The sequence below is a fragment of the Streptomyces sp. NPDC047043 genome (assembly GCF_040644055.1).
Lineage (GTDB): Bacteria > Actinomycetota > Actinomycetes > Streptomycetales > Streptomycetaceae > Streptomyces.
On record NZ_JBEYVO010000002.1, the window covers coordinates 219,053 to 239,354 of the forward strand.

Annotated in this window: 19 protein-coding genes; 5 read left to right on the top strand and 14 right to left on the bottom strand. The window is 71.2% G+C overall.

The window, feature by feature from the left end; genetic code table 11:
• Positions 1–86 precede the first annotated feature (86 nt).
• Positions 87–866 (top strand): alpha/beta fold hydrolase, encoded by a 780-nt coding sequence (locus tag ABZ880_RS04075; protein ID WP_361257081.1) that lies wholly within the window; start codon positions 87–89, stop codon positions 864–866.
• Positions 859–1,422, top strand: coding sequence for a hypothetical protein (locus tag ABZ880_RS04080; protein WP_361256468.1), 564 nt, complete (start codon positions 859–861; stop codon positions 1,420–1,422). Before ABZ880_RS04075 ends, ABZ880_RS04080 begins: the two co-directional genes overlap by 8 nt.
• Here the strand turns inward: ABZ880_RS04080 and ABZ880_RS04085 are convergent.
• The 6 genes from ABZ880_RS04085 to ABZ880_RS04110 all read right to left on the bottom strand — a co-directional run bounded on the left by ABZ880_RS04085 (position 1,419) and on the right by ABZ880_RS04110 (position 6,704).
• Complete coding sequence (locus tag ABZ880_RS04085; RefSeq protein WP_361256471.1) at positions 1,419–2,177, bottom strand: endonuclease/exonuclease/phosphatase family protein; 759 nt, start codon at positions 2,175–2,177, stop codon at positions 1,419–1,421. The two genes, ABZ880_RS04080 and ABZ880_RS04085, sit on opposite strands and share 4 nt — an antisense overlap.
• A gap of 75 nt (positions 2,178–2,252) precedes the next feature.
• A complete protein-coding gene (locus tag ABZ880_RS04090; RefSeq protein WP_361256473.1) occupies positions 2,253–3,206 on the bottom strand; it encodes an ROK family glucokinase in 954 nt (317 codons plus the stop codon).
• A 108-nt stretch (positions 3,207–3,314) separates the two neighbouring features.
• Positions 3,315–3,815 carry a DUF5304 domain-containing protein gene (locus ABZ880_RS04095; protein ID WP_361256477.1) on the bottom strand — a complete coding sequence of 167 codons (501 nt, stop codon included), beginning with the start codon at positions 3,813–3,815 and terminating at the stop codon, positions 3,315–3,317.
• Positions 3,816–3,872: 57 nt separating this feature from the next.
• Positions 3,873–5,042 carry an ArsA-related P-loop ATPase gene (locus ABZ880_RS04100; RefSeq protein ID WP_361256480.1) on the bottom strand — a complete coding sequence of 390 codons (1,170 nt, stop codon included), beginning with the start codon at positions 5,040–5,042 and terminating at the stop codon, positions 3,873–3,875.
• 111 nt (positions 5,043–5,153) lie between these two features.
• Positions 5,154–5,597 (bottom strand): SRPBCC family protein, encoded by a 444-nt coding sequence (locus ABZ880_RS04105; protein ID WP_361256483.1) that lies wholly within the window; start codon positions 5,595–5,597, stop codon positions 5,154–5,156.
• A gap of 309 nt (positions 5,598–5,906) precedes the next feature.
• The gene (locus ABZ880_RS04110; protein WP_361256486.1) at positions 5,907–6,704 is read right to left on the bottom strand and encodes a metallophosphoesterase; all 798 of its coding nucleotides are present in this window, start codon (positions 6,702–6,704) and stop codon (positions 5,907–5,909) included.
• A gap of 295 nt (positions 6,705–6,999) precedes the next feature.
• On the opposite strand from ABZ880_RS04110, the gene ABZ880_RS04115 reads away from it, so the two are divergent.
• Positions 7,000–8,796, top strand: a complete 1,797-nt coding sequence (locus ABZ880_RS04115; protein WP_361256489.1) for an AMP-dependent synthetase/ligase — start codon at positions 7,000–7,002, stop codon at positions 8,794–8,796.
• Positions 8,797–8,815: 19 nt separating this feature from the next.
• Here the strand turns inward: ABZ880_RS04115 and ABZ880_RS04120 are convergent, their stop codons facing one another.
• Both ABZ880_RS04120 and ABZ880_RS04125 read right to left on the bottom strand, forming a co-directional pair.
• Positions 8,816–10,405, bottom strand: coding sequence for a GMC oxidoreductase (locus ABZ880_RS04120; RefSeq protein WP_361256492.1), 1,590 nt, complete (start codon positions 10,403–10,405; stop codon positions 8,816–8,818).
• Between the two features lie 83 nt (positions 10,406–10,488).
• Complete coding sequence (locus ABZ880_RS04125) at positions 10,489–11,631, bottom strand: glycosyltransferase family 4 protein (RefSeq protein ID WP_361256495.1); 1,143 nt, start codon at positions 11,629–11,631, stop codon at positions 10,489–10,491.
• Positions 11,632–11,769: 138 nt separating this feature from the next.
• Between ABZ880_RS04125 and ABZ880_RS04130 the strand changes: the two genes are divergently transcribed.
• Positions 11,770–13,005, top strand: coding sequence for a glycosyltransferase 87 family protein (locus ABZ880_RS04130; protein ID WP_361256498.1), 1,236 nt, complete (start codon positions 11,770–11,772; stop codon positions 13,003–13,005).
• On the opposite strand, the gene ABZ880_RS04135 is transcribed toward ABZ880_RS04130, so the two are convergent.
• Positions 12,966–14,288, bottom strand: coding sequence for an MATE family efflux transporter (locus tag ABZ880_RS04135; RefSeq protein WP_361256501.1), 1,323 nt, complete (start codon positions 14,286–14,288; stop codon positions 12,966–12,968). The genes ABZ880_RS04130 and ABZ880_RS04135 overlap by 40 nt on opposite strands.
• A 91-nt stretch (positions 14,289–14,379) precedes the next feature.
• Between ABZ880_RS04135 and ABZ880_RS04140 the strand changes: the two genes are divergently transcribed.
• Entirely contained in the window at positions 14,380–14,910 is a 531-nt protein-coding gene (locus ABZ880_RS04140) for a PadR family transcriptional regulator (protein WP_361256504.1), read from the top strand.
• Between the two features lie 6 nt (positions 14,911–14,916).
• On the opposite strand, the gene ABZ880_RS04145 is transcribed toward ABZ880_RS04140, so the two are convergent.
• From ABZ880_RS04145 to ABZ880_RS04165, 5 genes are all read right to left on the bottom strand, one after another.
• Positions 14,917–16,107 carry a hypothetical protein gene (locus ABZ880_RS04145; RefSeq protein ID WP_361256507.1) on the bottom strand — a complete coding sequence of 397 codons (1,191 nt, stop codon included), beginning with the start codon at positions 16,105–16,107 and terminating at the stop codon, positions 14,917–14,919.
• A 32-nt stretch (positions 16,108–16,139) separates the two neighbouring features.
• Positions 16,140–17,150 carry an NlpC/P60 family protein gene (locus ABZ880_RS04150; RefSeq protein ID WP_361256510.1) on the bottom strand — a complete coding sequence of 337 codons (1,011 nt, stop codon included), beginning with the start codon at positions 17,148–17,150 and terminating at the stop codon, positions 16,140–16,142.
• A 237-nt stretch (positions 17,151–17,387) separates the two neighbouring features.
• Positions 17,388–18,422 (bottom strand): NlpC/P60 family protein, encoded by a 1,035-nt coding sequence (locus ABZ880_RS04155; protein ID WP_361257084.1) that lies wholly within the window; start codon positions 18,420–18,422, stop codon positions 17,388–17,390.
• 235 nt (positions 18,423–18,657) lie between these two features.
• The gene (locus ABZ880_RS04160) at positions 18,658–20,001 is read right to left on the bottom strand and encodes an NYN domain-containing protein (RefSeq protein WP_361256513.1); all 1,344 of its coding nucleotides are present in this window, start codon (positions 19,999–20,001) and stop codon (positions 18,658–18,660) included.
• Positions 20,002–20,035: 34 nt separating this feature from the next.
• A complete protein-coding gene (locus tag ABZ880_RS04165) occupies positions 20,036–20,275 on the bottom strand; it encodes a hypothetical protein (RefSeq protein ID WP_361256516.1) in 240 nt (79 codons plus the stop codon).
• Between the last annotated feature and the right edge of the window lie 27 nt (positions 20,276–20,302).

A 20,302-nucleotide genomic window follows, 5' to 3' on the forward strand; every position in this document is an offset into this window, starting at 1 on the left:
GTGTCAGTGCGGTCGCGTACGGTGAAGCACACCTGGACTTCACGTCACTCTCATGAACAGTCACTCTCATGAACAGGAGACCGATGGTGCCGGTCCTTCCTGGAGCCGAGCCGTACCGCCATGAGGGCGGGGAGATCGGCGTCCTCCTCTGCCACGGCTTCACCGGTTCCCCCCAGTCGCTGCGCCCCTGGGCGGAGTACCTCGCCGAGCAGGGCCTGACGGTCTCGCTGCCGCTGCTGCCGGGCCACGGCACGCGCTGGGAGGACATGCAGCTCACCGGCTGGCAGGACTGGTACGCGGAGGTGGACCGCGAGCTGCGCGCCCTGATCGAGCGCTGCGAGCAGGTGTTCGTGGCGGGCCTGTCCATGGGCGGGGCGCTGGCGCTGCGCCTGGCCGCGCGGCACGGGGACGCGGTCAGCGGCGTCGCCGTCGTCAACCCGGCGAACAAGGTGCACGGCCTTTCCGCGTACGCCCTTCCGGTGGCCCGCCACTTCGTCCGTACGACGAAGGGGATCGCCAGCGACATCGCCAAGGAGGGCAGCGCGGAGCTGGGCTACGACAAGGTGCCGCTGCACGCGGCGCACTCGCTGCGGAACTTCTTCCGGCTGGTCGACGGCGAGCTGCCGCAGGTCACGCAGCCGCTGCTGCTTCTGCACTGCCCGCAGGACCATGTCGTGCCGCCGGCCGACTCGGCGCGGATCCTCAGCCGGGTGTCGTCGCGGGACGTGACGGAGATCCTGCTGGAACAGAGCTACCACGTCGCGACGTTGGACCACGACGCGGACCGGATTTTCGAGGAGAGCCTCGCGTTCATCGGCCGGCTCGCACCCAGTCTCGGCAAGGAAGGGACGGCCGCAGGTGGCTGAGCACGACTCGGATCGCGAGGACCGCGAGCCGGAGGAGCAGGGCGTCCCGTTCGACGAGGACGCCGCCTGGGCCGCGATCGTCGCCGGGTACGGCGAGGAGCCCAAGGACCCGCCGGGCAGCAAGCCCTTCAGGTCGGTGGAGGACCTGGCCCTGCCCGAGCCGGACGCGGAGGAGCCCGAGGCCGACGCACCGAAGCAGGAGAAGCCGGCCAAGCCGCTCGGCGGCTCCGTCTCCTTCGCGCCCGGCGTCGGCCCGCGCGACTACACGACCACCGAGCCGGCCGAGGACGACTTCGACGAGGACGACGAGGGCCACTTCGTACCGCCGGAGCCGCCGCCGCTGCCCGAGGCCGACGCGACCGCGAAGTTCGCCTGGCTCGGGGTGATCGGCGGCCCGATCCTGCTTCTGCTGGCGGTGCTGTTCGGCTGGGACATGACCTGGTGGCTCGCCACGCTCGGCATCGGCGGCTTCCTGGGCGGGTTCGCCACGCTGGTGATGCGGATGCGGACGGACGACGAGGACGACGGCGATCCGGGACGCGGAGCCGTCGTCTAGCTCGCAGGGATTTTGAGGGCGGCCAGGACCGGCAGGTGGTCCGTGGCCGCCCTCAGGTCTGTCTCCGTCACTCCGGGGTGGCCGAGCGGGACCCCGCAGCCCAGCACCTCGATGCCCTTGGTGGCGAAGATCGCGTCGATGCGCTGGAAGGGCGTGACCGGCGTGAAGGTGAACTCGCTGCCCCAGGGGGCGGTGGCCCAGCAGTCCTGGAGGCCGTCGGCGAGGCGCTCGAAGGTGCGGCCGGTGGGGCGGTCGTTGAGGTCGCCGCCGGCGATCGCGTGCTCTGCGCCGAGGCCCGCGAGACGGTCCAGGAGCATGCCGCCCTGCTCGTACCGCTCGTCCTTCTGCAGGGAGAGGTGGCAGCTCAGGACACCGAGGCGGGCGGCGCCGAAGCGGACGACGGCGGTGGCGAAGCCGCGCCGGTGGAGGCCCGGGGTGAGCGGGAGGAGCACGTCTTCCGTCCGCTCCACGGTGGCCCTCAGGTTGCACAGGATCGCCGGGCCCGCGGCTGTCGCCCCACCGGTGAGGATGACCTGGCCGGAGGCGGCCGCCAGCCGGGCCAGCTTCTTGCGCCAGCGGAAGAAGCGGGGGGCCTCCTGGATCAGGACCAGGTCGGGGGCGCAGGCGGTGATCACTCGGGCGAGGGCGCGGGTGTCGTCACGCATGGAGCGGATGTTGTAGCTGAGGACGCGGATGACGGCTGAACCGTCTGGTTCGGTACGGGAGTTGGGCAGCAGCGGGATCGAGGTCGCCATGGCGATCAACATACGACGAGGCCCGCCGTCCCGGGGGCGGGCTCGGCGGGCACGGTCGTACGAAACCAACTGGTGCTACATGATCGGGTCGGGCTCGCGCGCCAGGTCCGCCGCGCCCACCAGGCCCGCCTTGTTGCCCAGCTGGGCCGCGATGACGTCCGCCACCGGGCGCCAGTTGCCGCCCACCAGCCAGCGCTTGTAGGACTTGCGGATGGGGTCGAGGACCAGTTCGCCCTCGTCGGAGAGGCCGCCGCCGACGATGAAGGCGGAGGGGTCGAAGAGCGAGGCCAGGTCCGCGAGGCCTGCGCCGGCCCAGCGGGCGAGCTCGCGGTAGGAGTCGACGGCGACCGGGTCGCCCTGGCGGGCGGCCATGGAGATGTGCTTGCCCTCGATGCCCTCGGGGCTGCCGTCACCGAGGCCGAGCAGGATCTCGGCGTTCTCGGGGGTCGCGTTGGCGCGCTGCTTGGCGTATCTGACCAGGGCGCGCCCGGAGGCGTACTGCTCCCAGCAGCCCTGCGAGCCGCAGCCGCACAGCAGGCCGTCCGGGACCATGCGGATGTGGCCGAACTCGGCGGCGACGCCGAAGTGGCCGCGGCGCAGCTTGTTGCCGATGATGATGCCGCCGCCGAGGCCCGTGCCGAGGGTGATGCAGATGACGTTGCGGTGGCCCTTGCCGGCGCCGAACTTGTACTCGCCCCACGCGGCCGCGTTGGCGTCGTTCTCCACGACGACCGGGAGGCCGACGCGGGCCTGGACCTTCTCCTGGAGCGGCTCGTTGCGCCAGTCGATGTTGGGCGCGAAGTAGACCTCCGAGCGCTGCCGGTTCACGTAACCGGCGGCGCCGATGCCCACGCCGACGATCTCGTGCCCGGCGCGCGCGCCCTCCACGGCGGAGGCGATGGCGTCCACGATCGCCTCGGGCGTACCCGGGGTCGGCACCTTGTGGGTCGAGAGGATGTTGCCTTCCTCGTCGACCACACCGGCCGCGATCTTGGTACCGCCGATGTCGACGCCGATGGTGAGTCCCATGAATCCCTCAGTTTCGGTCGAGCCCCGCTACGGCCAACCGTACCCGAGGCCCTGGCGTGGGGTTCCCGTCGTCCGACCGGCGGACGGGCCCCACGGCCTCTGAGGGTGTCAGTCCAGGTCGATGCGCTGCCCGGGGCCCGTGCCCTCGCCACCGTCCCTGTTGTGCTCGTCCAGGTCCTTGTGCAGGTCGGTCGTACGGGCCGTCCAGCGCTGTTCCTGGGCCTGGACCGCGGAGCGGTAGGCGGCGAGCAGTTCATTGCCGGCCGCCGCCAGGTGGTCGAAGACGTCCGGGTTGCGCTCTATGACCGGTTCGACCGCGGCCTTTGCCTGCTGGACGACCTGCTTGACCACCTGCTGGGCGGCGGGTCCGGCCACCGCGCCGAACAGCGGCGACTGGATGGACGACAGCTTCTCCGAGACGGCGTCGACGAGCTTGCGCAGTTCCTCGGCGGCCGAGCCCGGGGGCGGGCCGTACTCGGCGCGGCGGCGGGCCTTCTCCGCCGCGAGATCCTCGGCGCACGCCGTCGCCCAGGCGTCGGCGTCGGTCGCCCGTACCTCGTCGATCGCCTCGTGCTCTTCGGCGTCGGACGGGGGGAGCTCTTCGCTCATGACGACCTCCTGACTACGGTTCGTCTCTACGACGTTACCCGAATGGGCGTACGTGGTTCACGGCCTGTCCGGCCACAGACCCGGGTCCGGCGCGAACCGGATGCGCAACTCGCCCTCGCGCAGCGCCGCCCCGTCGACGGTGCAGCGGCGCAGGGCCGACGGCAGCGGGACGATACGGCGGAACTGCCCGGCGGCGACCACGAGTTCGTCGCCGCGCCGGATCAGGTCCAGATCGTCGCGTATCGCACCGGGCAGCGGGATGTGCCAGACGAGCACGCCGTCGTCGGCGAGCCGGTCGGTGACGGGCCACTCGACGGTGGAGGTCGTGTCATTGACGCCGGGGACGGCGAGGGCGGTGAGGTCGTCGGTGCCGCGCGGGTCGTGCCCGAGGTGGGCGACGGTCCGGACGTCGTACGGCTCCTGCCACTCCTCCAGGGCCTTGCGCTGCTGGGCGACGGGGCCGGCCAGCCAGTCGTGCGCGGCGGCCTCGGGCAGCACCCGGTTGGCGACCAGGGCGTCGGGGCGCAGGCCGCGCAGGGCCAGGGCGAGCCCGGCGGCGCGTACGGCGTCGGCGCCGGCCGGGCCGGGTTCGGCGACCAGCCGTACGACGGTGTTCCGGTCGGCGAGGACGGCCTCGACGGCGCCGAGTTCCAGGTCCCAGCGGGCGACGGTCTCGTACAGCCACTCCGAGGGCATGGGGACGCCGGCCAGCCGCCCGAGGACGGGGCGCAGGGCACGGGCCGCCTGCCGTTCGGGCGGGAGCAGCCGGCGCAGATAGCGGCGCAGTTCCTCGGGCAGCGCGAGCAGGGCGAGGGCCTGCGGGGTGGCCGGGAGGTCGACGATCAGCAGGTCGTGGGCCTCGGCGAGGGCGGCGTCCCGGAGGGCCCGCAGCAGGGTGAGCTCCTCGGCACCGGGGAGGGGCGTGACCTCCTCGGCGTCCAGCCGGGAGGCTCCCAGGAGATCGAGGACACCGGCGGCACGTTCCTGGAAGCCGGCGAGATCGTCCCGGAAACCGGCGGTGGCGTCGGGCCGCCACGCGGTGAGGTTCGGGGCGGCCCGGACGGGGGCCGCCCCCGTCGCCACGCCGAGCGCCGCACCGAGGGTGTCGGTGCGGTCGGCACTGAGGACCAGGGTGCGGGTGCCCTGGCGGGCGGCGGCGAGAGCGGTGGCGGCCGCGACCGTCGTACGCCCGCTGCCGCCAGGGCCCGTGATCAGGATGGTGCGCATGAGGCTGAACGGTACCTGTGCCTGGCCGGCGGCTGACCCGTGGCCGACGTCGGCCCGTCGCCCCTGGGGGCTGCCGACCCCGGACTCCCGCTTCGGCCAGGAGGGAGCCGCCTACTTCTCGCCGGCCTCCACCCGCTTCTTCAGCCCCGCCAGCGCCCGGTCGATGATGACCTTCTCGGCCTTCCGCTTGATCATCCCCAGCATCGGGATCTTGACGTCCACGGTGAGCTGGTACGTGACCTCGGTCGCCCCCGCCCCGGCCGCCTTCAGGATGTACGAGCCGTCGAGCGACCGCAGCATCTGGGACTTGACCAGGGTCCAGGAGACCTCGTTCTCGCCGGTCCAGGTGTACGCCAGCACCTGGTCGTCCTTGATCGCGCCGGCGTCCATGACGAGGCGGACCTGCTCCGCGCGGCCCTGGGCGTCGGATTCGAGGACCTCCGCCTCCTTCACCTCGCCGGTCCAGTCCGGGTAGCGGGCGAAGTCGGCGATCACCCCCATGACGTCGGCCGGTGCCGCCTCGATCGTGATGCTCGAGCTGGTGTGTTCCGCCATCGCCGTGGCTCCTCCAGATGCGGGCCGGTAAAGAGGTCGTCCTACGCACGGTGTGCGCAGCGTGAAGGCTACCGCGCACATGACCACCCGACTTCACCCCCACCTGCGTTAGGGCCTGCCTTTCGGGCCGGCTCGGCGTCGCGGGCCCTGGGACGCCCTCCCCCACTGCCTCACAGGCGTGGGGGACCCCCAGCGGCGTTGCCGTCACTCTCGGCTTCGCTCGAGCGGGGGGACCCCCATGGCCCCGCTCGGGCAGGCCGAGAAGTGCCGTCTCCCAAGGCCGACCCGGCCCGAAAGACAGGCCCTGATTCACCATTCAAGCGCCCACGGCTTCCCGCTCCCCGCGAAGTGCCCCACGTTCACGCACTCCGTGGCACCGATCCGCATCCGACGTACCAGCGGCTGGTGGACGTGGCCGAACAGGGCGTAACGGGGTCGGGTTCTGCGAATTGCCGCCAGCAGGGCGCGGCTGCCGCGCTCGAAGCGGCGGGCCACCGTGTCGTAGACGAGCTCCGGGACCTCCGGCGGGATGTGCGTGCACAGCACGTCCACCTCGCCCACCGCTTCGATCTTCGCCGCGTACTCCTCGTCGCTGATCTCGTACGGCGTGCGCATCGGGGTCCTGAGGCCGCCGCCGACGAAGCCGAAGGTCCGGCCGCCGATCTCCGCGGTCTCGCCGTCCAGCACGGTCGTGCCCGGTCCGGCGTACTCCGGCCAGAGAGGCGGCATATCGACATTGCCGTACGTCGCGTACGTCGGTGTCGGGAACGCCGCGAACATCTCGGCGTACTGCTTGCGCACCGCCTTCTCGATCGCGGCGGCCCGGTCCATGCCGATGCCGCCCCACAGCCGGGCCCCGAACTCCCTGGCCTCCTCGAAACGGCGGGCGGTGCGCAGTTCGACGATGCGGGAGGCGTTCTCCTGGCCGAACAGATCGGGGAAGATCCCGCGCGAGTGGTCGGCGTAGTCCAGGAAGAGGACCAGATCACCCAGGCAGATCAGGGCATCGGCGCCCTCGCCGGCTCGGGCCAGGTCACGGGCGTTGCCGTGCACGTCGCTGACCACATGGACACGTGTCCTGCGGTTGCCGGCTGGTGTGGATGCCATGGTGATCAAGGGTAAGCGTGTGGGGTGTACGTGAACAGTGGCGGCGGGACCTGCGGTTACTGGCCGGTCAGTTAGCGGGTGGACTACCGTACGCGTAGGAACACCAACCTGTGTGACGCAGCGAACATCTCGCCGGGAACCCCTGTCGAAGAAGCCATACCGGCGGGTAACGTCCGGGCAGTCCAGTCGTGCTCAGTATTTCAACCACTGAATCCCTGAGCACCTGCCCGAGCCTTGGACCCACCGTCGCATCACACAACGTCGTGGCGCCGGCGCCTTATTAGGAGCAGCAGTCTTGCGCGAGTTCAGCCTTCCGGCTTTGTACGAGGTCCCTGCGGACGGCAATCTCACCGACATCGTCCGCAGAAACGCCGCGCAGCATCCCGACGTGGCCGTGATCGCCCGCAAGGTGGGCGGCCAGTGGCAGGACGTGACGGCCACGGCCTTCCTGGCGGAGGTGCACGCGGCCGCCAAGGGGCTCATCGCCTCCGGCGTCCAGCCCGGTGACCGGGTCGGCCTGATGTCCCGCACCCGGTACGAGTGGACGCTGCTGGACTTCGCGATCTGGAGCGCGGGCGCGGTCACCGTGCCGGTGTACGAGACCAGCTCGCCGGAGCAGGTGCAGTGGATCCTGTCCGACTCGGGCGCCACCGCCATGATCGTCGAGCTGGACAACCACACGGCCGCCGTCGAGTCGGTGCGCGACCATCTGCCCGCCCTCAAGCACGTCTGGCAGATCGAGGCCGGCGCGCTCGAGGAGCTGGGCAACCTCGGCAAGGACGTCACCGACGCGATGGTCGAGGACCGCAGCTCGCTGGCGCGGGCCGACGACCCGGCGACGATCGTCTACACCTCGGGCACCACCGGCCGCCCCAAGGGCTGTGTGCTCACCCACCGCAGCTTCTTCGCCGAGTGCGGCAACATCGTGGAGCGGTTGCGTCCGCTGTTCCGCACGGGCGACTGCTCCGTGCTGCTCTTCCTGCCGCTCGCGCACGTCTTCGGCCGGCTGGTGCAGATCGCGCCGATGATGGCGCCGATCAAGCTGGGCCTGGTCCCGGACATCAAGAACCTCACCGACGAACTGGCCTCCTTCCGGCCGACGTTGATCCTCGGTGTGCCGCGCGTCTTCGAGAAGGTCTACAACTCGGCGCGCGCCAAGGCGCAGGCGGACGGCAAGGGCAAGATCTTCGACAAGGCGGCGGACACCGCGATCGCGTACAGCCGCGCGCTGGACACCCCGTCCGGTCCCTCGCTCGGTCTGAAGATCAAGTACAAGACGTTCGACAAGCTCGTCTACAGCAAGCTGCGCGCGGTGCTCGGCGGCCGCGGCGAGTACGCGATCTCCGGCGGCGCCCCGCTGGGCGAGCGCCTGGGTCACTTCTTCCGCGGCATCGGCTTCTCGGTCCTGGAGGGCTACGGCCTGACCGAGTCCTGTGCCGCCACCGCCTTCAACCCCTGGGACCGCCAGAAGATCGGCACGGTCGGCCAGCCGCTGCCCGGCTCGGTGATCCGTATCGCGGACGACGGCGAGGTGCTGCTGCACGGCGAGCACCTGTTCAAGGGGTACTGGAACAACGAGGCGGCGACCGCGGAGGCGCTGGCCGACGGCTGGTTCCACACCGGTGACATCGGCACCCTGGACGAGGACGGCTACCTCAGGATCACCGGCCGCAAGAAGGAGATCATCGTCACCGCGGGCGGCAAGAACGTCGCCCCGGCCGTGATCGAGGACCGCATCCGGGCGCACGCCCTGGTCGCGGAGTGCATGGTGGTGGGCGACGGGCGGCCGTTCGTGGGCGCGCTGGTCACCGTCGACGAGGAGTTCCTGGGCCGCTGGGCCGACGAGCACGGCAAGCCGGCGGGTTCCACCGCGGCGTCGCTGCGCGAGGACGCGGACCTGCTGGCCGCGATCCAGTCGGCAATCGACGACGGCAACGCCGCGGTGTCGAAGGCGGAATCGGTGCGGAAGTTCCGCATTCTGCCCTCCCAGTTCACGGAGGAGTCGGGCCACCTGACGCCGTCGCTCAAGCTCAAGCGCAATGTGGTGGCGAAGGACTACGCGGACGAGATCGAGGCCATCTACGCGAAGTAGCAGGCCCCTTGACGGTTCGTCATGGCGCGGTGTCCTCTGCGAGGACCCGCGCCATCGTCCGTTCGGCGAGCGCGGTGATCGTCACGAACGGGTTCACGCCGATCGAGCCGGGCACGAGCGAGCCGTCGGTGACGTACAGCTTCGAATACCCCTTCACCCGGCCGTAGTTGTCGGTCGCCCTGCCGAGCACGCAGCCGCCCAGGGGGTGGTAGCAGAAGTCGTCGGCGAAGACCTTGTTGGACGAGCCGAAGAGGTCGTAGCGGTAGATCGTGGCGTTCGCCGAGTTGATCCGGTCGAACAGCTTCTTGGCCATGCTCACCGACACCGCGCTCTGTGCGGCGCTCCAGCCCAGCTTCACGCCCCCGCTCGTCGAGTCGTACGTGAACGCCGCGCGCTCGGGGTTCTTGGTGATCGCCAGGTAGAGGCTGACCCAGTGCTCCAGGCCCGTCGGCAGCGGGGCGATCTCCGCGAAGACGGGGTTGGCGGTGTTGGCCCAGTCGTCGATGCCCATGACCGGCATGGTCGACTGGTTGGCTCCGACGGTGTCCCACAGGTGGTTGGCGCGGCCCAGCATCACGTTGCCGTTGGTCCCCCACCCGGCGCCGACGCTCGCGTCCAGCGCGGGCAGCGTGCCCGTCTCCCGTGCCCGGACGAGGAGTTCGGTGGTGCCGAGGCTGCCGCCGCCGAGGAAGAGGTACGTGCAGCCGTACTGCTTGGTCTCGACGACCGCTCCGGTGTTGTCGATCCGGTCGGCGGTGAGCAGCCAACTCCCGTCGCTCGCCCGGCTGATGGCCTTGACCCGCTCCATGGTGTTGATGGTCACGTTCCCGGTGCCGAGCGCGGAGGCGAGGTAGGTCTTGTCGAGGCTCCGCTTGCCGTAGTTGTTGCCGTAGATCACCTCTTGGCCGAGCGCGGACTTGGTGGCCGTACCGGCCGCCTCGCGCTGCATGTAGTCGAAGTCGTAGACGTTCGGCACGAAGGTGGTCTTCAGGCCGGCGTTGGCCGCGGCCTTCCGGGAGGTCCGGGTGAACCGGTACCACTCGGTCGACTCGAACCACGTGGGGTCGACGGTGTTGACGCCGAGCATGGAGCGGGCGCGCGGGAAGTACGTGTTGTACATCTCCGCAGCGTCCACGGTCGGGAACTGCTCGGCGAAGTACGACTGGAGCGGGGTGACCGCCATGCCGCCGTTGACCAGGGAGCCGCCGCCGACACCGCGCCCGACGTACACGGACATGTTGTCGTAGTGCACGCGGTCCAGGACGCCGGGGTACGGGCTGATGTCCTTGTTGACCACGTCCAGCCACAGGAACGTGGCCAGCGGGGCCTCCGTGCGCGTCCGGAACCACATCGAGCGCTGGTCCGGGGCGGCGGTGGAACAGAAGATCTTGCCGTCGGAGCCGGCCGTGTTCCACAGGCGGCCCATCTCGAGGACGAGGGTACGGATGCCGGCCTGGCCGAGGCGGAGGGCGGCGACCGCGCCGCCGTAGCCCGAACCGACCACGATGGCGGGGGAGTTGTCGACGGCGGCCGCTTCCTCGGCGGCCTGGGCCGACTGGAGTCCGATGCGGGTGAGACCGGCCGCGGCGGCGGTCTGGAGGGCTACCATGCCCAGGATTTGACGTCTCGTCAGCTGACGCTGCATCAGTTTTGCTGTCATGCGCGCAGCATCGGCGGATTATTTCCCTCCGCCTAGAGCAACGTCTTCAACTTCTCCGCCAACAAATCCCAGCGCCACTTCTCCTCGACCCACTCCCGTCCCCGCTCCCCCATGCGGCGCCTGAGTTCCGCGTCCCCGAGGAGTACGACGATGCGGTCCGCGGTCTCCTCGGCGGAGCCGCCGCGCACCACCCAGCCGGTCTCGCCGTCGAGTACGGCGTCGGGCGCGCCGCCCGAGTCGCCCGCGACCACCGGCAGCCCGGTGGCCGACGCCTCCAGGTAGACGATGCCGAGGCCCTCGACGTCGAGGCCGCCGCGGCGGGTGCGGCACGGCATGGCGAAGACGTCGCCGGCGCCGTAGTGGGCGGGCAGCTCGGACCAGGGCACGGCGCCCGTGAAGCGCACCGAGTCGGCGACGCCGGTCTCGTGCGCCAGCTTGCGCAGCTCCTTCTCGTAGGGCCCGCCGCCGACGATCAGCAGTACCGCGTCCGGCTCGGCGGCGAGGATGCGCGGCATCGCGAGGATGAGCGTGTCCTGTCCCTTGCGCGGCACCAGCCGGGACACGCACACGACCACGGGCCGGTCCGTCAGCCCCAGCCGCGCCCGGACCACGTCACCGCCCGACTCCGGATGGAAGGTTTTCTCGTCGACGCCCGGCGGCAGCTGCACCATCCGTCCGGCCGCCTGGGGCGTCAGCGCGGCGGCGATGCGCGAGCGCGTGTACTCGCCGAGGTAGGTGATCGTGTCCGTCGACTCCCCGATCCGGCGCAGCAGCTGCCGCGCGGCCGGCAGCTGCGCCCACCCCGCCTCGTGCCCGTGGGTCGTGGCCACCAGCCGCTCGGCACCCGCCTTCCGGAGCGCCGGCGCCATCAGGCCGAGCGGCGCCGCCGCCCCGAACCACACCGACGTACAGCCGTGCTCGCGCAGCAGCCCGACCGCCCGCCGGGTGGCGCCCGGCGTCGGCAGCAGCATCGTCGTCGCATCCCGTACGACCGTGAAGGGCTGCTCGGCGTCGAAGGCGGCCGTAGCCTCGATCCCCTCCTTGCTGCGCTTCCAGGTGGACGCGTAGACGACGAGGCGCCCGGGGTCCAGGCGCAGTGCCATGTTGTGCAGGAACGCCTGGATACCGCCCGGACGGGGCGGGAAGTCGTTCGTCACGATCAAGGTCTTGTGCATCGCCGCCGACCCTATCCAACGCTCGCGCACAGCTCGCCACGGCCACGTTTATGGCGAGCACACAGCAACGCAGGACATCATGTCCACACAGGACGAGGAAGCAGGCCAGGCCGGGAAAGTCAGCGAACAGGGGCTCAGGTGGACATTGCGGGTGCAAGGCGGTCCCTGGCGGGGCTGCTGGGGACCTGGGGCCTCACCAGGCTGCTGTTGCTGCTGTTCGTCTTCAAGGTCCACGTCTTCCCCGGCCCGGACGTCACCAGCGACGTGTCCGTGATCTACCAGGGCTGGTACGAGACGCTGCGCACCGGCACCTTCCCGCTGGACGACGTCACCTGGCAGTACCCGCCCGCCGCCGCCCTCGCGATCCTCTCCCCCGGGCTGCTGCCCTTCCTCGACTACGCGTCCGCCTTCTTCGTCCTCGCCTTCGTGGCCGACCTGGCCGTCCTGTGCCTGATGCTGTACGCCGGTCTGCGCCCGGGCAAGTCGCTGCGCGGCGCCTGGGTGTGGGTGGTGGGCGTACCGCTGCTCGGGCCCACCGTGTACGCCCGCTACGACGTGATGGTGACCGCGGTGGCGGTGGCCGCGCTGCTCGCCGGCGCCCGCCATCCGCGCGTGATGGGCGCCCTCGTGGGCTTCGCGGCGATGCTGAAGGTGTGGCCGGCGCTGCTGCTGGTCGGCGTCCGCAAGCGTGCCGCCTGGGGCTGGGCGGCGGGCACGGTGGCCGCGCTGGCGGCGCTGTTCGCGGTGTCCATGCCGGGCGCGTTCTCCTTCCTGACCTTCCAGCGCAACCGCGGCACCGAGGTGGAGTCGCTGGGCTCGCTCGTCTTCCACGTCGCCCGGCAGTTCGGCTGGGACGGCCAGGTGCTGCTGAACTACGGCTCGGTGGAGTTCCTCGGCCCGTATGTGAGCCTGGTCAGCTCGGCCGCGCTGTTCCTGACCGGCGTCGCCTTTGGCTGGATGCTGCTGTGGCGGCTGATGGCGACGCGCTTCCTGCCGAACACGCTCGCCGACGCGGCCTTCGTCGGGGTGCTGATGTTCACGGCCACCAGCCGGGTGATCAGCCCGCAGTACATGGTGTGGCTGGTCGGCCTGGCCGCCGTCTGCCTGTGCTTCCGCAGCAGCCGCATGCAGCTGCCCGTGTACCTCGTCCTCGCGGCGGCCTTCGTGACGGTGCTGGAGTTCCCGATCTGGTTCGCGCACGTGGTCGCCAGCGACACCCTCGGCGTCACCCTCCTGATCCTCCGCAACGGCCTTCTGGTCGTCGCCGCCCTGCTCGGGGCCGTGGAGCTGTGGCAGTCGACGGTCTCCCGCGAGCCGGTCCCGCCGCTGCCCACTCAGGCGACCCGCACCAAGGAGACCTCCACCTCCTCCTGACGCCGGGTACGGGCGAACAGCACCGCCACCACCGCGCACTGCACGGCCATCGCGAGCGCCAGCGCCAGGCACACGCCCGGCAGGCCGAGCCCCGACAGGCCGTACGCGAGCGGGAGTTGGACAGCCGTGCCGAGCACCGTCACCCGCAGCAGCACCGGCGCTCCCCCGCTCCCCTCGAAGACCCCGCCGAGCGCGATGAAGCCGGCCATCAGCAGCAGGTACGGCCCGATGCAGCGCAGGAACAGCACACCGGCGTGCGCGACCTCGGGCCCGGCGCCGAAGGCGGCCATGATCCAGGGGGCAGTGCAGAACAGGAGCACGGCCGCCCCCAGCCCGACCGTCCCCGACACCAGCACCGCCTGCCGCCCGATGGCCCGCCCCGCGTCCCGTCCGGCGCCGCGGGTGTGGGCGGTGTGGATGGACGCGGCCTGCCGCACCGAGTAGAAGGCCATGGTGGCGATGTACATGACCTTGTACGCGATCGAGTACGCGGCCACCGCCGTCACCCCGAGCCGGGCCACGATGGCGACCAGGACCAGCGCGCCGCCCTGCCGCACGGTGAAGTCGGCGGACATCGGCAGCCCGGTCCGCAGCGTGCGCCGCAGCGCGGCCCCGACGGGCTCGGCGGGCGGGACCCCCAGTGCCGTACGCAGCAAGGCGTTCCGGCGCAGTGCGGCCAGCCCCGCCCCGAGGGCCACGCAGCGGCACAGCACGGTCGAGGCGGCGGCGCCGCGGACCCCGTAGAGGTGGATGAGGAACGGGTCGCACACGAGGATCAGCCCGTTCGCGAGCAGCGCCAGCCGCATGGGCGTCTTGGTGTCGCCGGCGCCCTTGAGGATGCCGTCGACGAGGTTCTGCGCGAAGAAGACGGCGATGCCCGGCAGCGAGATCGCGAAGTAGGCGACGGCGAGCGGCACGGCCGAACCGTCGCCCCCGCCCAGCACCAGCCGGGCCAGCGGCTCGCGCAGCAGCAGCCCGCCCACCGCGACCACCGGCGTCACCAGCGCGCACAGCGCCCAGCCCCCGCGCACGGCGGCCCGCACCGCCCCCGGATCCCGCGCCCCTCTGGCGTGCGCGACCAGCACGGTCGTACCGGAGGCGAAGACCAGTGAGACGCCGAGCAGCACGTTCTCGGTGTTGGTCGCCACGGCCACGGCGGCCACGGCCGGACCGCCCAGCCGGGAGACCCAGACGGTGTTGATGATCCCGGCGGCGACGGTCGCGAGGAGCGAGAAGTAGACCGGGCGGGCGAGCGAGACGAGCTGTTTCCGGTGAGCGTTCACGACGATCCGACCCTCTCGATACGAGCTACCTCGATTCGAGGTAGCTCGATAAGAGGTACCATCGACGCACCGCGCCCGCAAGGAGGAAACGTTGCTGGAACTGTCGATCCTGGGCTTCCTGGCCGAACAACCGCTGCACGGCTACGAGTTGAAGGAGCGCATCAAGGCCCTGAGCGGCCACGTCCGCCCGGTCAGCGACGGCGCCCTCTACCCGGCCCTCACCCGCCTCGTCACCGCCGGCAAGCTCGACCAGCACACCGAGCCGGGCGCGAGCGCGGCCCCGCGCCGCATCCTCTCCCTCACCGACAAGGGCCGCGAGGACCTGCTGGAGCGCCTGCGCCACCCGAAGCAGCCGGAGATCACCGACCAGGTCCGCTTCAACACGGTCCTGGCCTTCCTGCGCCACCTGCCGGACCGCCACGAACAGGCCGCGGTCCTCCGCCGCCGCCTGGAGTTCCTCGAGGCTCCCTCCAGCTTCTTCTACGACGCCGGGAAACCCGTCCGCGCGGAGGAGGCGGACGACCTCTTCCGGCAGGGCATGCTGCGGGTGGCGCGGGCGACCGGCGAGGCGGAGCGGGCCTGGCTGGAGGAGGCCATCGGCCTTCTGGACAAGAAGAATTGACCTGGATCAGCCGAGTTGAGCCCGGAGGTAGTCCCGCCACTCCTGCGTGAACTGCTCCAGGGTCGTCCCGAGCACCTTCTTCAGCGCGGTCTCGACCGAGCCGGCCCGCTGCCCGTGGTCGCCGACGGCCCGGTAGAACTGTTCGAGCTTCACCGCGTCCCAGTGCTCGGCGATCAGCCGGCAGGCCAGCCAGCCGCCCTCGTAGGCCTGCGCGAGCTTCGTCGCGTCGCCGCTGAACCCGAAATCCTTGTCGGTCGGCAGATCCGCCGGCACATTCCCCGCGGCCACCGCCCGCGCCAGCTCCGGCGCGGCCTCGGACGGGGTGCGGTCCGTGCCGCGGTAGCCGATCCAGTCGGCGTACCCCTCGGACAGCCACAGCGGGGTGGCCGCGGTGGTGTGGGCGCGGGTGGCGACATGGGTGGTCTCGTGGGTGAGCACGACCTGCTTGCCGAGGGTGCCGAGGAGGGCGTACGCGTCCGGGTTGACGATGATCCGGTCCGCGGGCGCGGTCGGCGGGCCGCCCACCTCGCCGGTGGTGACCGCCGCGATCCCGCGGTACTGGGAGGCGGGCGAACCGAGCAGCCCCGCCATGCCGTTCACCGAATCCGGTACGAGCACCACGACATGCCGGGCCCAGTCGCTCCCCCACGCCCCCGACACGGCCGGCACCGCGGTGTCGGCGAGATCGGCGTAGGTGTGCAGCGACTCGTTGGAGTGCCCGACGCCGAGGACGAGGCTGTGGCTGCCGCGTACGACGGTCACCTGGCCCTGGTCCCACAGCTGCTGGGCGGACTTCCGGGCGGGCTTGTCGGCGTCCACGTGCCAGCGCCCGTCCGTTTCCCGACTCAGGGTCAGGGTGCGGCCGACGGTGACGGGGGCCTTGTCGTAGCCCTGGAGCTCGTAGCGCAGTTCGGCGTCGGCGGTGGCCCGGTCGCCGGTGCGGTGCAGGGCGGTGACGCGGTAGGACCAGGACGCGAGGGGCACCCCGCGCAGGTTCTCGAACCAGCCGAGCGCGCCCGTCTTCAGGAAGGCGCTCTGGTCGCGGTCGAGGACGGCGGTGGACCGCCGGTCGAGGAGCCGCTGCAGATCGGCCCTGGCACTGTCGGCGGCGGGCTGCCCGCCGCACCCCACCAGCGAGACGAGCAGCAGCACGAGCGCCACCGCTGAGAACCTCGACGCCCGCCTGCGACCAGCCATCTTACGATCGTACGGTCGATGAAGGCGTGTGGTCAGACCCTGGTGACCGAGGACACCGGCATCATGCCCACCGGGTCGTAGCGCACGGGCGCGCCGGGATAGGGCGCGTGGATCACCTGGCCGTTGCCCATGTACATCGCGACATGGCTGGCGTCGGAGTGGTAGGTGATCAGGTCGCCGGGCCGTGCCTCGGAGAGCGGGATGTGCTGCCCGGCGTACCGCTGCTCCTGCGAGGTGCGCGGCAGATGCATCCCGGCCTGCGCGTACGCCCACTGCATCAGGCCCGAACAGTCGAAGCCGGAGGGGCCGTTGGCGCCCCAGACGTACGGGCGGCCGAGCGCGGAGCGGGCGGCGGCGATCGCGGCGGCCGCGCGCGCCGAGGACGGCAGGGCGCTGCCGAAGTCCGGGATGCCGCCGGCCCGGGAGGCGCGGGCGTAGGCGGCGCGCTCCGCGTACGGCAGGGAGTTGAGCAGCCGGCGGGCCTTGGCGAGCTTCCGCTCGACGGCCTTCTTGTGCGTGGCGACGGCCTTGCGGCTCCGCTCCAGCTCGGCGAGTTCGCCGACCGCCTCGGCGCGCTCCTGGGCGAGGTCGCGCATGGCCGACTGCAGGTCATCGAGTTCGCCGGCATCGTGGGCGGTGATCCGGTCGAGGACGGAGGCCTTGTCGAGGTAGTCGGCCGGGTCGTCGGAGAACAGCAGGGCCAGGGCGGGGTCGATGCCGCCGGAGCGGTACTGGGCGCCCGCCAGCGAACCGAGCCTGTCCCGCATGGTGTTGATGCGTTCCTGCTGCCGGGCGATCCGGTCCTGTGCGTCACCGACCTGTCTGCGCAGCGTTGCGGCGCGCTCGTCGGCCTTGTTGTAGGCCTCGGTCGCCTTCTCGGCCTCCGCGTAGAGGCGGTCCACCTCGGCCTTGGTGTCCTCGTGCGGGGCGGCGTTCGCCGGTACGGCGCCGAGGGCGGCGGCCGCGGCGGACAACACACACAGGGCGGCACCGGCGCCCTGATTGAACCCGGACGTCGGTGCAAGGCGGCGATGGGACCCCACGGGAAGCCGCGCTCCTTCCGTTGGCGACAGGGACTGCCTCCCCGCCGCAGCGGGGAAACGCGGCAGACAGTAGCCGCGCGGCAGCGCCTCGGCCAAAGACCTCCGTGGGCACACACAGTGACGCCCCGCCTCTGACGCAGGTCATCGGCGGGGCGTGCGGTCAGCGCGGCTTCGCGCAATTCGCCCGTTCGGGCGGCGTGGTGTCCTGATCTTGAAACAACCCTCGGCGGGCGCTGGTCAGATGCGGACGCCGAACTGGAAGGGCATGTTCCCGATCGACTCGTAGCGCACGACGGTGCCGGTGCGCGGCGCGTGGATCACCTGTCCGTTGCCCGCGTAGAGGCCGACGTGGTGCATGTCGCTGTAGAAGATGACCAGGTCGCCGACCTTGAGCTGGCTCTGGCTGTAGATGCGCGTGCCGTAGCTGGCCTGGGCCTGCGAGGTGCGCGGGATGGAGACGCCGGCCTGCGCGTAGGCCCAGGAGGTCAGGCCCGAGCAGTCGTAGGAGGCGGTGCCGGTGGCGCCGTAGACGTACGGCTTGCCGAGCTGGGTCTGGGCGGCCTTGAAGGCGGCGGCCGCACGGCCGGAGGCGGAGGCGTCGTCGCCGAGGTCCACGCGCGAGGCGGCGTCACGGCTGGCGCGCTGGTCCGCGGCGTTGAGCGCCGCCCGCTCGGCGGCCGTCAGGGTGTTGAGGAGCTTCTGCGCCTCGGCGAGCTTGCCCTGGACCTGCTTCTTCTTCTTGGCCAGTTCGGTGCGGGTGGAGGCGAGGTCCTTGAGCTTGTCGGAGGCCTCGGCCCGCTCCTGGGCGAGTTCGCGCTGCTTCTCCTGGATCTTCTTCAGCGCCTCGACCTGCTGTGCGCTGAGCTGGTCGGCGGTGGACGCCTTGTCCAGGTAGTCGTCGGGGTTCGACGAGAGGAAGAGCTGGAGGGAGGAGTCGATCGTGCCGGTGCGGTACTGGGCCGCCGCCGCCAGACCTATCGAGTCGCGCAGGGTGTTGAGCTCTTCCTGGCCGCGCGCCACGTTGTCCTGGATGGTGGAGATCTCCTTCTGGAGCTTCTCCTGCTTCTCCTTGGCGCCGTTGAGCTTCTCGGTGGCCTGCTCGGCCTCCTCGTAGAGCTTGTCGACCTTCGCCTTGACCTCGTCCTTGCTGGGCTTCTCGCTCGGCGCGGCGTTGGCGGCCTGCGCGCTGAACGCGACAGCGGCGGCGGCTGCGGTGGTCAGCACGGTCACGCGTGTGCGACTCGGCTGCTTGGGTCGGCGATGGGACGGCACGGAGGTGAACTCCTTCTTCTGAGTGATCACCCGCTCGGAGGTTCGGAGCCAGACCCTAGTGATGTTCCTGTGATCAGATCAAATCCTCCCACCAAAAAAACCCGTCACGCAATGCATTCTTTGCACACAACTCACATGGTGTGATCCACGGTTGACGCTACGTTGCGTGACGATCCCGCCAATTCGGGCATTAAACCTGCAAGTTCGACGTTTGAGACAGGCGCTGCGGCAGGCGCTACGACAGCCGCTTCAGAAGCATCGCCGAGGCGACCGGCCGCGCCCCCGCGCGGGCCACTCCGTCGGCCACTTCCCGGTCGGTCGAGGCGACGATGACGGGCCGGCCCGGCGGCTCGGCGCGCACCAGCTGGCGGATCAACTCGTCCGCGGTGACGCCCGGTTTGGAGAACAGCACCCGCACCCCGCGCGGCGGCGCGAGCAGCACCGGCGCGGCCAGCTCGGCCCCGTCGAAGACACAGGTCACCTCGGCGCCGGTCTGGGCGGCGAGCTGGGAGAGCTGCCCGAGGAGCCTCAACCGCTGCTTCTCCAGGGGCATTTGGGGATAGCCGGTCTTGGTGACGTTGTAGCCGTCGACGACCAGGTGCGCCTGCGGCAGGGCGAGCAGCTGGTCCAGGATGGCCGGATCATGCTCGGACAGGGCCCGTGCGGCGATGTCCTTCGGGGTCATTCGTCCCGGTTCGACCGCATCGACGGTCTCGGCGGGCCGTACGGACACGGGCGGCAACGCCAGCTCCCGGCGCAGCCCTTGGGCCGCGTCCAGCACGGTGTCCAGAAGCAGACGCACGCGCATGTCCTCGACGCTGCGCCCCTCCCGCGCTGCTTTGCGCGTGGCCTCCAGGGCGGCCTCCGCCTCCCCGAGCCGCGCCTTGAGCCGCCGGGTCTCGCTCTCGGCGGCGGACACCTGGGCCTGCCCGTCGGTGCGTACGGCCTCGATCTCGGCCTGTGTCTTGCGCAGGGCCGCCTCGCCCCGCTTGACGTCGCTGAGGGCCGCACGCAGCTTGCGGTGCAGCGAGTCGGCCTCCTTCTTGGCGGCGTCCAGCTCGGTGCGCAGCTGCTCGGTGTCGGCCCGGGTCTGCTCACGGGCGGCGGCGAGCTCCTCGCGCAGCCGCTCCAGCTCGACCCGGCTCTCCTCGTCGGCACGCTCGGCATCGGCCCGCTGGGCCTCCTCGCCGGCCGCGGTCACGAGCTTCACCCAGCCCGTGGGGCGCAGAACATAGGCCGCGGCCGCCACGTCGAGCGGATCCGCGGCCGGGGGCGGCGAGCCGGAGTCGAGAGCGCCGGCGAGCTCCGGCTGGGCCTCTCTGAGCTTCTCCCCGATGCGCTGCCGGAACAGCGGATCGGTCTCCAGCGCGGCCGCCATGGCGTTGCCGGCGAACTTGGCCCGACGGTTCGGGGCGAACCGGGCGTACTGCCGCAGTTGGGCGGGCAGTTCGGCGACGGTCAGCCCGCCGAACCCGTCCGAGACGATCTGTACGACTCTGCGGCGCACTCCGTCGGGCAGCGGACGGTCGAGCACCTCGGCGGCGCCGTCGCCCGGCCCCCCGCCTGTGGTCTCCACCATCCGTCACACCCCAATACCTGTGGGGCCGCTCCGCTCAGGAGTCGGCGCCCGGCCTGTCCACGAGTTCCACCTGGTCCACGGCGTTGCACCAGCGGCAGCGCACCGACTCGATGGTCTCACTGACCACCTCGCGCTCCTCGACCTTCGGCTCGCCGGCCAGATCGAGGTGGATGTACTCGACGACCTTCGACGAGCGGGTCACGTCGAAGCGCGTGAGGTTGCCGCAGAGGGTGCAGCGCCACCGCGTCGTGGCGGTCGGGAGGGGAACCGTCATCGTGACCGTGCTCTTTCCTTCTAGTGT

Bases quoted from the DNA above. Each gene is read 5' to 3' on its own strand.
- ABZ880_RS04100 (WP_361256480.1), bottom strand. From the start codon at position 5,042: ATGCGCACCATCCTGATCACGGGCCCTGGCGGCAGCGGGCGTACGACG.
- ABZ880_RS04145 (WP_361256507.1), bottom strand. From the start codon at position 16,107: ATGGCTGGTCGCAGGCGGGCGTCGAGGTTCTCAGCGGTGGCGCTCGTG.
- ABZ880_RS04120 (WP_361256492.1), bottom strand. From the start codon at position 10,405: ATGGTAGCCCTCCAGACCGCCGCCGCGGCCGGTCTCACCCGCATCGGA.
- ABZ880_RS04125 (WP_361256495.1), bottom strand. From the start codon at position 11,631: ATGCACAAGACCTTGATCGTGACGAACGACTTCCCGCCCCGTCCGGGC.
- ABZ880_RS04160 (WP_361256513.1), bottom strand. From the start codon at position 20,001: ATGGTGGAGACCACAGGCGGGGGGCCGGGCGACGGCGCCGCCGAGGTG.
- ABZ880_RS04165 (WP_361256516.1), bottom strand. From the start codon at position 20,275: ATGACGGTTCCCCTCCCGACCGCCACGACGCGGTGGCGCTGCACCCTC.
- ABZ880_RS04090 (WP_361256473.1), bottom strand. From the start codon at position 3,206: ATGGGACTCACCATCGGCGTCGACATCGGCGGTACCAAGATCGCGGCC.
- ABZ880_RS04110 (WP_361256486.1), bottom strand. From the start codon at position 6,704: ATGGCATCCACACCAGCCGGCAACCGCAGGACACGTGTCCATGTGGTC.
- ABZ880_RS04095 (WP_361256477.1), bottom strand. From the start codon at position 3,815: ATGAGCGAAGAGCTCCCCCCGTCCGACGCCGAAGAGCACGAGGCGATC.
- ABZ880_RS04085 (WP_361256471.1), bottom strand. From the start codon at position 2,177: ATGGCGACCTCGATCCCGCTGCTGCCCAACTCCCGTACCGAACCAGAC.
- ABZ880_RS04105 (WP_361256483.1), bottom strand. From the start codon at position 5,597: ATGGCGGAACACACCAGCTCGAGCATCACGATCGAGGCGGCACCGGCC.